This window comes from Bacteroides sp. L10-4 (assembly GCF_013373675.1).
GTDB classification, from domain to species: Bacteria; Bacteroidota; Bacteroidia; order Bacteroidales; family Bacteroidaceae; genus Bacteroides; species Bacteroides muris.
The window spans coordinates 187,743-200,954 of sequence record NZ_JABXJH010000001.1 but is presented as its reverse complement, the minus strand read 5'-3'; the positions used below and the strand labels follow the sequence as shown (position 1 = coordinate 200,954).

The 13,212-nt window shown below is 50.3% G+C and carries 7 protein-coding genes; 2 read left to right on the top strand and 5 right to left on the bottom strand.

Going from position 1 to position 13,212, the window contains the following annotated elements:
* Window positions 1-195: 195 nt before the first annotated feature.
* On the top strand, window positions 196-2,082 hold the full coding sequence (locus HU824_RS00770; RefSeq protein WP_176467759.1) for an FISUMP domain-containing protein: 1,887 nt from the start codon (window positions 196-198) through the stop codon (window positions 2,080-2,082).
* 13 nt (window positions 2,083-2,095) lie between these two features.
* Window positions 2,096-3,904 carry a hypothetical protein gene (locus HU824_RS00765; RefSeq protein ID WP_176467758.1) on the top strand — a complete coding sequence of 603 codons (1,809 nt, stop codon included), beginning with the start codon at window positions 2,096-2,098 and terminating at the stop codon, window positions 3,902-3,904.
* A gap of 52 nt (window positions 3,905-3,956) precedes the next feature.
* On the opposite strand, the gene HU824_RS00760 is transcribed toward HU824_RS00765, so the two are convergent.
* The 5 genes from HU824_RS00760 to HU824_RS00740 all read right to left on the bottom strand — a co-directional run bounded on the left by HU824_RS00760 (window position 3,957) and on the right by HU824_RS00740 (window position 13,200).
* Complete coding sequence (locus HU824_RS00760) at window positions 3,957-5,891, bottom strand: Mfa1 family fimbria major subunit (RefSeq protein ID WP_176467757.1); 1,935 nt, start codon at window positions 5,889-5,891, stop codon at window positions 3,957-3,959.
* A gap of 454 nt (window positions 5,892-6,345) precedes the next feature.
* Window positions 6,346-7,350 (bottom strand): DUF5106 domain-containing protein, encoded by a 1,005-nt coding sequence (locus HU824_RS00755; protein WP_176467756.1) that lies wholly within the window; start codon window positions 7,348-7,350, stop codon window positions 6,346-6,348.
* 112 nt (window positions 7,351-7,462) lie between these two features.
* On the bottom strand, window positions 7,463-10,660 hold the full coding sequence (locus HU824_RS00750; RefSeq protein ID WP_176467755.1) for a fimbrial protein: 3,198 nt from the start codon (window positions 10,658-10,660) through the stop codon (window positions 7,463-7,465).
* An 81-nt stretch (window positions 10,661-10,741) separates the two neighbouring features.
* Complete coding sequence (locus HU824_RS00745; RefSeq protein WP_176467754.1) at window positions 10,742-12,103, bottom strand: hypothetical protein; 1,362 nt, start codon at window positions 12,101-12,103, stop codon at window positions 10,742-10,744.
* 77 nt (window positions 12,104-12,180) lie between these two features.
* On the bottom strand, window positions 12,181-13,200 hold the full coding sequence (locus tag HU824_RS00740) for a FimB/Mfa2 family fimbrial subunit (RefSeq protein WP_138297943.1): 1,020 nt from the start codon (window positions 13,198-13,200) through the stop codon (window positions 12,181-12,183).
* Between the last annotated feature and the right edge of the window lie 12 nt (window positions 13,201-13,212).

Below are 13,212 nucleotides of genomic sequence, written 5' to 3'. Positions count from 1 at the left end.
TTGTATTGTTGAGTTTTTCTTTCAATTATCCGGCAGGTGTGTGCAGTGACGAGCGGAGGTGAAAAAGGGAGTTGGCGGATTGTAATAAAAAGATGAGGAGGATATATTTCATCTTGAAAAAAGTTATATTTTTGCACCCGCTTTTGAAAATTGTATTGGAGACATTTTTGTTTTTATATAAATTCAATTGGTATTATGAACATTTTTTGTAAGAAAATCAGTGTCCTCCTTTTGTGCGGAACATTATTTGGGGGCGCTTGCTCGGATGACGCACCGTCCGGAGAGGATAGCGGGCAGCAAACTTATTCATTGGTAGTGAAAAGTATCACTGCCTCGGGAGAAGATTCCTTCGGAGAACTACGTGAAGTGTCTGTTTTTCAGTTTAGTGACGGCATTCTATACAGGACGCAGTTGCTGAATCCGAAACAAGATGGTACATCCAGCATCTCCGCGCTCAGCGGGTCGCGGCTATATTTTCTTTCGGAAGTGCAGTTGCCTGTTCAGGAAGAGAGCCTTACCGAAGAAGAGTTGTGTAATATGGCCATTGGCGAAGGACTTCATGATAATTCCGCTCCGGACTTCATGTCGGCGGTGGTTCAATTGGAAAATGGTGCCGAGACACGCAGTAATCCGGAGGTCAGTGTGGCCATGAAACGTGGTGTGGCCCGTATCGACTTGAATACTACGTCCGATGATAAGATACGGATTGAGGAGATTATAGTGGAAGATGCTCCGGCCGAAACTTTTCCGTTTCAGGAAGGCGTTGCCGTGTCGGACAAGACGGTGAAGTATTCGAAGACGTTTGAACCGGCATTCGGAGGGGAACAGCCCAACGTGTTCCGTATTTTTGAAAGCCTACATCCGGTCCATATCGTTTTGCGTGGTGCGTATGATGGGATTCCCATCAGACTGAAAATGGAGTTGCCGCGTATAGAACGCAACAAGGTGTATGAATTGTCGGTACTTAACGTAGGGACTACGATGGAAGGCGTTTTCGAAATCAAGCCTTGGGAAGAGGGCGAAACGGTGACCGGCAAGCCCGACGCAGACCATCGCATTCTGTTGGATGCCTCCCGGTCTGTCATACCCGAGGGAGTATCGGTAGATTATGAGAACAATATTGTAGAAGTGCCTATGACGGGAGTCGATGGCATGCAACTGGCGTTTCTTGCCGATACCCGGATAGACATTGCGTCTGCCGAAGGAGTTGTGGATGGCGTGATGCTGACCGACATGACGGTAAGCGAAGAGGCCGAAGGGATTGTCTCTTCCTTCAGCGTATCTGTTCCGGCGCAAGGCAGCGGACGGTTGGGCTATTCGTTCATGGTGCACCTGAAGAATGCGCTCATGACCGGTTCCTACGATTTCGTGGAAGTGCGCGTGGCTCCGAGCGACAAGCAGATTGAAACGGTAGAGATGGCTGGAAACGTGTGGATGGCCTTCAACGCGCGCAGCCGCGACCTCGAAGACCAGATTTATCCGTTGGACGGTGTCACGGTGGAAGACATGTACCGCACCAGCTGGATTAATACGGTCGGCGGTCTGTTCCAGTGCGGCCGCAAGTATATGTATGTGCCTTGGCAGGGATATAACCCTTCCAACAACTTGGGCAACCAGACTGCCGACATGCCTTGGCAGAACGATTCGCACATGCCTTGTCCCGAAGGATATAGAGTGCCCACCCGCAACGAACTGAACTCTTTGTTCCCTAAAGGTCAGGAAATTCCCGGTACTTATACGGCAGGAAACGGAGAGCGGATTACCGCCACGCTCCATGTGGGAGAAGGTACGTTGGTGACTCCTACCGGTGTCACCGGCACGCAGCATTACGTGAAGTTTACTTCGGAAGATACCGGCCGTTACCTCATCATACCTTTGGCAGGCGGGAAGGGCGACAAATCGACTACCAACAATCCCGCTTTCGGAAAACGTGCCGTATTGTGGACCAGCCAGCGCGACGGATGTCCCGGAGGATATGCCTGGGCCTATTGGATGCGGTTCGAGGGAAAAGATTCGACCGTCATTGCCGAACAGCGATTGCAGATGGAAGCGTTCGCGTCCTTGCGTTGTGTAAAGAAATAAAGGAGGGCAGGACATGAAGATTATAAGAATTATAATGCTTTTGGGACTGCTGCCGTTGATGGCCAACTGCTCCTCGGAAGGGCTTGGCTTCGACAGCGCTGAGCCGGTCGGCGCAGGGCAGGTGACGTTTCGGCTCGGCTTGCAGGCAGATGTCATTGCCGGGGTGCGCACCCGCAGCGAACAGCCGGAACCGATAGCCCGTATGTGGTATGCCATAGCCGATGAACGGGGCGAAGTAATCAAGCCGTTGTATCAGAAGCTGGAAGCCGACTTTTCCAAACTGACCATCGAAGGGCTGGGGCATGGTGACTATACCGTGGTGTTTCTTGCTACGACTCATCCGGAATCGGAGTTTGCGGTCGACGAGCCGGCCCTGCTGTCGGACGCCTGGTTGGTGAATAGCGAGGAGAAGGCACCGCTTGATGAGGCGTGGTTTTATAAGAAGATAGCGTTGCATATCGGCAGGGAGCAGGCTCCGGTGATGCAGACCGTCTGTCTGGAACCTTGTGTGGGCAGGGTGGATGTTGACCTGGACGTGTCGTCCGAATATATGTGGCGTTTTATCCGCCACATAGCGGTCTCTTTCGATGATGCCCAAGGAGTATATACCGGCATTCAGGCTGACGGCGAGTACGCAGGTGCCGGAGGAGTGGACGCGTACGATGTCACGCAGCGCCGTTCATTTTACTCGTTGCCCGGCCGGGAGGCGCTTTCCGGACGTATAACGATTGAGTCGGAGCGTAGCGACGGAACCTCTTTTGTGCAGGTTTATCGCTTCGGTGATTGCAAGGTAGAAGCCGGACGCGTGTCGCATATCCGCATCGATTACCGCCATCCCGAAAGTGGCGAAGGCTTGCTCTATGTACGCGAGGAAGATTTCTTCCGGTTCCGGGCGGATACCATGTTTCTGGCCGACGAGCCGCGCGAGGTGTTCTACGATAGCAATCGACGTTCCTTTCGGGTGAATGCCCCGTTGCAGGTGTCAGTATCCGATAATCATCAGTTGCTTGTAAAGTTCTTCTCGCCGGTGGGCATCAGTGATGTCAAGATACTGTGCCGTTTCAACAAAGTGAGTACGGAATTCTTCGAGTTGGCTCGTTTCGACCGTATTTATCCGTTTATGGAGGCATCGTTCCCCTTGCCGGTGGTCAGTTCGGAACGTACGTTTGTTTCGGAGAACGGTCGTCGGATAACGGTTCCGGCACAGCCGGAACTCTCCAATGACGACGTGACGTTGCTTGTCCGTACGGAAGACCCCTTCATGAAAAAGATAGAGCAGATAGACAGCCGGTGGTTTATCCGCTTTTCCGCTTATTCGGCCGATAAGGGGCATGCTTATTGGCGGCACATGGACCCCTTGCTTTGCCGTCACGGAGTGGCGTTGGCGCTCAACATGGCTTTCATGTTTGCTTCCGAAGAGTTCAATGTGGAGATGAATGCATACGAGGGAAAGCTGAAGGACAATGGAGGAAAACCGATAAATCTGGATGCCTTACGACAAAGAATCCGCAGTCATGGTGGTCTTGTGCTGGGACGTGTGGTCGGAGTAGGCGGCCTGGGTGGAGGCAATACTTATGGTCTGGCCGATTATTGTTATAAGGGTGTCTACTTTGATGCCACGGCGCCGGGGTCTCATCCGCATAGTTATCCCCGCCAGGCTATGTTTCACGAGTATGGGCATTGCTTGGGCTACAGTCATAGCAGTACGATGACATACGGCAATCAGTGGACAGTGCTTTGTGCTACGGTTTTTGTGGCCATGGGGCAAGAGGGCAAATTGCCGGTATGTTCAAAAGAGCAGGTAGAGAATCTGCCTATGTAATGTGACAAAAAAAGAGGGTGTCAAAACCCTCTTTTTTTTGCCATTTTTTATATCAGTCAGGCCGGGTGGTCAATGCACCTCTCCAAGGGGTTACTTCGACGGACAGTGTGAGGTAGTGGCTGTCTTTCTCGTCCGGGGTGTCCGGAGTTATGGGAGTAGGGTCGTTTTCTGAAATGCGCGGATGCCCCAGGCGGTTGATTCCCGTTACGGAGAGTTTGTAAATATTGTTGCGCACTATGGCAAACTCCATAGGTCCCGTCACGTTATTGTTCCGATTGTCGTTGTGGCGGCTCCAGCAGAAGTAGTAACAGTAATAACCTGCCGCATCGTAGTCGTCCGTGCTCGATTGATAAAGGGTGAATTGCGCCTTTTTGGCGGCTTTCCTGAAATCTGCCTGCAACGTCTTGTTGTCAATGTTCTGCTCATGCCATTTTTGCCACAAATAGTCCGGACTGGTCTTGTCCGCACTGTAGACGGCTGCTTGTCCGTTGCTTTTTATGGCGAGACGGTTCTTTGGGGTGTTTCCGAATACGGCTTTATAGAATGTGCCGGTCTCTTCTGTCAGAAATGCCTTTTCGCGTACCTCTTCCCATGTTACGTAGAGCGTATTGGCGTAGAAATAAAGAATGGGGTCTTTGGCCGGATTCCCCTTGGCGTTTGCAATGGCATCCTGCAATTTCCGGGAGGCTTTGTCGGTTGCCATGATTTGCCCTTTGAGCACGATGCCGGTGGTGATGCCGTTCTGCTGCATTTCTATGCCGGGAATGGTGTTTTCGGTCACATAGCGCCACGTGTGGTAGTCTTTTCCGTTGTTCTTGATGACTTTTGAAATCAGCGAGGTGTACCATTGGCTGCGCGCGGTGGCATCGATGTGCCAGTTGCCTCCTTCGTAGTTGCCGAGGCAGAAGTTGAAGTAGTCCTTGAACGGATAACCTTTATCGATGTTCCGGGTAATTCCTTTTTTTATGGCAGCGTCCGTGTCTACCACATAGTTGGTCTGGGGGCCATGGCTATATTCCGTTCCGCAAATCAGTGCATCGGCATTGGTACCGTCGTCCGACACGCGTCGCAGGTAGTAGAAGTCGCGGCTCATGTTCACCAGCGCCATTTTGGTCAGTTTCACCTTCAGGGTGGCATTGGCTTCGTCATTTCCCAGCACGTAGGTCTGGTCTCCGTTTCTGCTTCCGTCTTTGAAGTCGATACGTGCCACGGCGCGTTCCACCCGGATATTGCCTTTGTTGTTTATCTCTTTCTGTTCAGGGCCTTGGCGGTTCGTGCCGGAGAAGTTGAAGGGGGTGTTCTTTTGGGTATGTTTTTCCCAATGCTCCATTTTTCGGGGTATGTTCTTTTCGATGCTTGCTCTGTCTGCGGTAGACATCAGGAATCCATGCTGATGGTCTTTTCCTCCCCACACGGTTTCTCCTCTTATTATGTTGCCATTGGCGTCTTCAGTGATGTTTTCGGTTTTGTGTATCCATTCTTTCAGCATGAAGTGCTCCTTGAAGAGGTCTCTTAATTCGTTTGTCGGGTTGCAGAAGGCATAGATATGAATCCTGTCTTTTCCTTCATCCAGCGTACCGTCGGGCTTGTAGTAGGCAGCCAGTGCGGCTTTGTCTATTTTCTGGACGGTGCCGATGGTGCCTTTGGCTTTGTTGAGGGCTGTCAACGATACTTGTTCACCGCAGGCAATGAATTTGTCGTCTTTGTCGGCCAGCACAAGCAGGATGCTGTTCACCCGGTTCTCGTGTTCTTTTGTCGCGGTGTTGCTTGTACTGCCATCACTGTCGGTCTTATTGTTTTCGTTGTCCGCATTGATATTCGCTGTAGGCAGTTGCACCTGCACATTTACGTACACCACGTCTTTCGACTTTTCCGGCTTTACATCCGTTTTTACGCCTGCTTTTTTGTCAGTGGGGTTGCCGCAACCTGCAATGATGAAAATTACCAGTATGCTGATAAAAAAAATGTTCCGTTTGCTCTTTGTCATAGCATAAAGTTATTAAGAATTTCGGCATACAAAAATAAGACAAACGACAATGTATTCCAATTTTTAACTATTTTTTTTCTGATTTTCATGAATTAACATCAGTTTGGCACTATCGTTCTGCTTCATAAATTCTCAATCTCTTCTTCTTCTGCCGGTCGGGGGGGCCGTCGCCATGTCGCTTCGGGCACAAGTAGGCGGATGAGTGAGGTGACATTACCGCATTCTTCGGAACAGTCGGCCGCTTACAAGTGAACGACCCGGGTCGTTCGATTGAACAGCACGGGTCGTTCAATCGAACGACGGAGGCCGGCCGAACGAACGACCTTGGTCGTTCGCTTGCGTGAAAGCGTCCGGGGATGCTGTTCCCTTTTTTCGCAGGAAAAGGGAGGTTTCACCGGAAAGGCCGATGAACAGGGCGAAAGTCGTGGCAGGTGAAGGCTGTGCAGGGGTGAAATCACTCTTTGGGGCGGGGGTGATTCCGGCTTTCTTCTACAAGGCGTGCAAGGACTTGCTCGGGCAGCGCCTCTTTCAGGAGGACGTGTTTTTCCTGGTCCAGCAGGTAGAGGACGGGCATGGAGGGGAGCACGTACAGTTCGTTGTCCATGAGGGTGGGTGCGGCGGTTCCGGCAGTCCAGCCGTCGGGCAGTTCGTTTCCGCTACGGGGGCGTGCTTCGTGGCGGGTCGGGGATTCATGGTCGTATTCGGTATTGATGGCGAGCACGGTGAGCCGGCCGTCGTGCAGCATCTGCTTGAATAGCCCGTCGGCGTGCAGCAGGGCGATGGCCTGGCGGCAGTGGGTGCAGTCGGGGTTATAGAACATCAGGAGCAGGCGCCGGGTGGCGGGGGTGGTGTGCAGCGTCTGTAGGTTTCCCTCCGGGGTGTGGTAGGTAAAGTCGGTGGCTGTGGTGCCGGGGCGGTTCTTCAGGGCGGCAGAGAGGAGGAAGCGGGGGCGCGACTTCTCGGTTTCGTCCAGCAGGGAGGTGCGGGCTGTTTCTTCCAGAAAGGGGATGAAGTGCTCCTCGCTCTGCATGGGCGAACCGGTGGCATAGAGGTACTTTTCGGCGAGTTCGGCCAGCAGCAGGTAAGCAGGTTTGTCGGTTTCGGCGCGTTGCATCAGCAGGTGCACGGCTTGGGTGCGGGCTTCGGCGGGCGCGTGGGGGAAGAGGGAGAGATAGTTGACGAGGTTCTGCTCCATGAAGCCGGGATTGCGGCTGCGCAGGGTGTCGGCGAAGGACATGCCGTCCCAGAAGTGTGCCAAGAGGTAGGAGGCGCGTTCGTGGGGAGTGCGCAGGCTTGCGGGGATGGCAGGCAGGGGCAGGTCCGGGGCGAGGGTATCGGGGGCGATACTTGTTGTGGAAGTTGCCCGCGGCTGCGATTGGGAGGGCTGCTGTGCGCTCCTGATGCCGCTGGTGGCGGCAAGCAGGAGGCATAGCAGAAAAATTGAAAGTCTGTCATTCATTTCTCTCTCTGGTGGTTTAAGAGCCTGTTTAAATTTTGTCCGATATTCTCAAAAGAAACTGAGTAAAAACTTCTTTAAGCAAAATTTAAACAAGCCCTTGAATGTCCGCTGATTATTCTTCTACACAGCGGATGAAGCAAGCATCCTTACCATTGTTTGCTGCACTCACCCCATATGGGAAAAAGTCAAAGGTAAAGTAGTTGAAATCCCACGCTATTATATATTCAAAATCGGATTCCATACTATGATTATTATTTCTCGAATATTTGTTAAGCCAATAAACAGCTCCCGGCCTCATATATATATCATAAAGGAGAGGTGCTCCATCTGCTCTATCATTCGCTAAGAATGTATTTTGATAACTGGCATATCTTAGTATTCCAGCTCCTTTAGAGTGTAAATCCCCCCCCTTACTATCATTTTCTTTTCTATGACCGTATCCGGAAGCTCCAATAGGAAAAAACAGGTTCTTTCCATTTTTTTTATTGTAGATAAAGCACCCCCGCATTCCACGCCGGGTATTTTTATAATCGTACCCATAGACCTCTGTTATATGATTCAAAGTTTCATGAGATTCATCTCCATATAGCACTCCATATCCTTCCGCTATATCTTCTCCTTGGTATAGAGCTAAAAAATCGTCAAAAGAAGCTATGCGGGCATTGGAAATGTCCAAGTCTTTAAACTCGGGTTCCGGTATAGAAGGATCCCAAGGATTAAAGTCAGGTTTTTTTATATTGCTCCATGCAATCGGAGTTTGACCTTGCGTGTTATCGGTGGCAATCAGTAACTTATCTGCATTATTCTTAAATTTATCCGGTGTTATATTGATCCAAGGACTTTCTGGATTTTTATTGCACATTGCATCAATCGGTTGCTCTAAGTTCTGGAATTTGAACAAGGAGCCTTCTTCCAAAGGAGAATCTGTTTCCTTCGAACTTGTCCGTAGATTATGGGCATGCCACTTGGTTCCCGTTCCATCGAATAAGTCATCCGGAGCATCTCCTTGTCTGACGAAAATCAGATGATAACAAGTATAATTGTGATATTCTACCCGGATAATGGCATAACGGTTTTCCTGCTGGCCACAGGCTCCATTAAATTTGATACGAAAATCTATCGCAGAACCAGTCTCTCCTTTGATGGTATCGGTGGAAGCTCTTGTTTCGTCACTTAATGTAATAAAATTGTCTGTTCCACAATATACATACGCTTTCCAAGGACCTTCTGAAGTAAATGTTTCAAACTGTGTTGCATTTTCTTTAGGAAGACGTTTCAGTTGTACGTGAAAGTCGTTGTTGTTGTTATGGCTACGCCAGACTCCTTTAGGATTGACTATACGCCGCACTTGATAGATGACAGGATTTTGATTATCCTTATTGTCTGCATTTGATAGGGGACGACCATCGAAATCCGTACCATCTGTTGATATCTTACTACCATTCGTAAATGTTACCATTATTTTTACCTCTGATTTGCGTTGATAGGCCACGTATGGATTATTTCCGGTATAACCGGTGTTTTTAATTAATTGTTTGGCACGGGTGTACATGGGTAATTGGACATGAAACACACTGTCGCCCTCATTCCTTACAATACATTTCCCATCACTATTATTTAGGTCGTCAAATGTCTCATACTCTTTGCTTTCGCCTGGCATAGGCAACGCCGCGCCAGCAGGTATGTACTCACGTTCTCCTCTTTTATGAGTATTGTAATACTCTTTGTTAGAGGTTGCCGTTACATTCAAATCTTTTGTTTGTCGAAGGGATAAAAAACCATTCCACTGATTTTGGTATGCTAAATCCATTCTATCCCAATAGACAAAATCTGATGCAAGATTGTTGGGAGCCCATCTGTTATCCATGATTCGTGCTTCTATCTGTTTTATTTTTTGTCCCCCCGTTCTGATTTTAAGCGGAAGCATCATTGAGTGATTATACAGATAGGATATATAGTAAGGGTTGGGAACTTCGATACCGGGTTCAGGTTCTTCGTATTCGATGTGCCAGTCCACGTCGTTGGCATATTTGTTGAACTTCAGTGTCAGTTTGTAATGGTGGTTACGCTCGGCGTTATAGTCCGTATAGACATCCTTGCCCAGCATGAAGCGGTAAATGATGTCACCGTTGCCCACCCGGCCGTCAACATTGGAAACATAGTAGGCTTTTACTTCGATGTAAGTACCATAGGGCTTTTGGTCTTTATAGAATTTATCTTCGGGCTTGTTGTTCAGTCCCGGTGCATCCAGTTCTTTATCACCGTCTGCGTCCTGTTGTTTGTCTTTTCCTTCTCCCTGCATGTTTTCATAGAAGAAGAGTGCCTCGTTGGTTTCTCCATGAGCCAGTTTGGCATAATCCGCCCTCTTGCTGTCATATTCCGCTTTCGCTACAGAGACTCCTTTTTGCCCGTTGTTGATGTAGTAATAATACGGTTTACCTTTCGTGATACGTGCCGGCCAATGTTCATCGTAGCTTGTTCCTTCGGCATACGTAATGCTTTCGCCATCTGCTATAAGGTCTCCATAATCTTCAATGTCATCATCTGGATTCCGGTTGATGGTGCTTTTCTTGCCCAGATAGCATTCCGTCGGTATGTCCTTGATGGTAACTGACTTGAGGTAGATGAATACATTCTCGTGAAGGTCGGAACCGTCGTATGCAATGGTTACTTTGGAAGCGGCACGGCGTATCCAGGCGTGCAATTTGACGGATGCCCGGTTTATAACTGCCACTTCATCGTTCTGCACGCTTCCGGTAACGGTGAAATAGCCGAACATCTGGTTGTTGCTAGCTACTTTCTCCTTATTCCATGTGAGGGAGATGCTTTTCAGGCCGTCGGCAGTTTCTATGGCTTTGGAATATGTTTCATTCGTAAGCAAGTCCTCCATATTGGCCACCGCATAAATCCGATAGCGTCCGTAGGGGATTTTCAGTTTGAAGTCGGCATGGGGCGTCTTTTCTTCGGCGGGAGGAAGACCCGAGTCGGGATTATTATCCGGTCTGTCTTTATCTTCCGAGAATTGATATTGCCCTTCGCCTGTTCCTTCGGTAAGCGGATATGTCTTCAGCAACTCTCCCTTTTCATTGTACAGCAACACGCACAAGCTATTGATTTTCTTTATTACATTCCCTGCCGTACGCGTATTCCCATTCAATGCAGGAGTAAGGGGCTTGAACTTCACGGTTGCGCTGACGAGGCTTTCGCCTTCGCCTGTCTCGCCGCCGTTGTAGAGCGGGTCGTCCTGGCAGGCGGCACTGCCGAGGAGCAATATGCACAAAAGTATGTAGGTCAAAAAGTTGCGTTTCATATCCGTTGCTGTTTTTTTGTATGTATATTTAAGAATGAAGCCTTCCGGTGTGTTTTTTCGGGGGGGAGGCTCCTTCGGTGTTTAGCGTTTCTTCGAGTCGTCTTTCTCGTCCAGTCCGAATACGGGGTCGAGCACTACTTCCCAATAAGGTTCTACATCCACTTCCAAATTCAATTCCGCCTCGGAAAGATTCTTGAAATTCACCTTTACCTTGACATGCGTGTTGCGGAAGAGCGAGGCCAGATTCGGCAATGTGGCGGTGTAGCTTCTTGCCACTTTAGGACTGTCCGGAGCAGTCGTCTCTTCATCAAAGCCCTCTTCCGTGTGGATGGTCACTTCGTACTCCTGCAGTTTCAGCTTTGCGTCCTTGCCTTGTGCCAATGTGCCGTCGCTTTCGGGCAGGTAGACGGGTGCGGTGAATTTTGCTTCTTCTCCTGCTTTGAGGGCAGATACCTCTATGGCCTTGCTGAATGAATAGTCGAAATTTCCGTCCTTTTCTCCTTCCTTGGGTTGCGGCACTTCGTAGTCGGTCAGCCATTGATATTGGGTCGCTTCGCTTTCCGCCTTTTCCGATTCCGCCACCATCCACGTCATCCAGTCTTGGGCGGTACCTTCTCCGGTCGATATTGCTTTGTGAGAATCCTTATCCTTGGTATCTACCACCCAGTATTTTCCGTCTGCATCTTTGTTGACATGCGGCATCAGATACATCCGGTCTTTGATGGCTTTCTTCAGGCTGAATCCGGTCACGTTGATGGTCCGTTTCGCGGTTTTGCCGAATGCGAAGGAGAACTTGGTGGCGGCGCGCACCACGTACAGCACTTTGGGCATGCCTTGGTAAAAGCCGTTTGCGAAGTCCTTTTCGTGCGCCTCGTCTTTGGGGGGAATCGTTATCTCGTAGACCGACGTCATCGGTATGCCGTTTCCCGCTTCGAGGGCTGTGGCATATTGGTAGCCGCCGTCTTTGTCTCCCAGTCCGAAGACATAGCCGTCTACAGGTGCTTTCCCATTTGCGTCGGGCAAGAATGCACGGGTGCTGAAGTTTAGCAAATTGCCGTTCGTGTCCTCCAGTCCGTTGCAGTTGGCCAGCAGGTAGATACGTTTCTGGCAGCCGGCTTTCACCCGGAAAGTGTACTCGTCCGAGAGTTGTATGTTTGTCTCGGTGATGAGCCGGTTTTCTTCCACCTCCCATGCGCTTGCGCCGTCCGTATCGTCGCTCGCCTTCGAAGCGATGACGATTCGCAATTGATTGATATTTTCGTCATCGGGGGTGCCGTCGGCACGTGTAGAGGCTCCCACTACGGCTGTGTGGAAGGCCAGATACACGGTATTGTCTTGCTCGGCGGGTGGCTGCTGCACGATGGATTCGTCGTTGCACGAAGTAGCTCCCAGTAGGCCGCAGAGGAGGCAGATTCCGATGATATGTCGATGCTTCAATTCCATTTGAAAAGCTGTTCTTGGTTTGTTGAAAGTCGTTTGCCGGGTAGTCCGGTTTTTATGTGGCACGCATGCCGTAGTTGTTACAGTTCCACGTCATTGATGCGTACCACCCAATCGTTTACCACAATACATGTATTCAACCAGCTGTCGTTGCCGTCGTTGTTCTTTAGGAAGAAGAAGAGTGTCCAGCGGCTTTCGCGGTCCAGATACTCTTGGTCGTCCATGTCGTAGCGGTCGCTCTGCATCAGCAGCAGGTATTTGTTGAGGGGGATGTCTATCACGGTCGCTTTGTCGGCATGCCGTTTCACTACCAGCCTGGGAGAATTCCTGGCCATCAGGCGCGGCACGCTCAGTTCGGCATATGCCACTTCGATGGGTTCGGGCGCTACTCCGGGCACTATGACGGATGACCCTGTCCGTGCCTGTCCTTTCACCCACGGGGTGTAGGTGACGTCGGCCACCGGCAGCAGGTCGTTGTCGTAGTTGAAGAGGGTGTTGTCGTCCGTAATCTCGAAGTCGAAATCCTCGGCTTTGACAATGCCTCCCGCCACTTGCTGCAGCACGATGCGTATGCCGTTGGTGTTCTTCATCATCTTTACCGTGCCTTCGTTGTAAGACTCGGCCGTTTCCATGGTGAGTTCTCCCCAGAACATATCGTGCAGCAATTTCCGTTCGGGCAGGCTGAGGCAGTCGGCGTTCAGTCGGGTCCTGAGCTCGGTGCGCTTGGTACTTGTGTTTACGGTGAAAGAACTCTTTTCGCATGCGATTCCTCCATATGCCACAAAATGGTATTTGCCGTCGGGCAGGTCAAGCTTCATCCGGTAGTTCTCGTCTTGCAGTTCTGTTCCGGTTACAATCTTGGTATCTACGTAGTCGTCGTTCTCGTCGTAGATATAGAGGGTGAGGCAGTCCACTTGGTTGGGGAACGCATTGGCGTACTCCATATTGTAGTCGTAGACGAAGCGCAGCGATACGCCGTGGAGACACGGGTCGAGGTCTTCAAAGATGCGCTCGCACGAGGATAAGGCAACGGCTGCCAGCAGGGCGACGAGCACCCTGCCTGCGAACCTTGAAAATCTATTTCGCTTATTGCTTTGCATACTTGTTGTTTT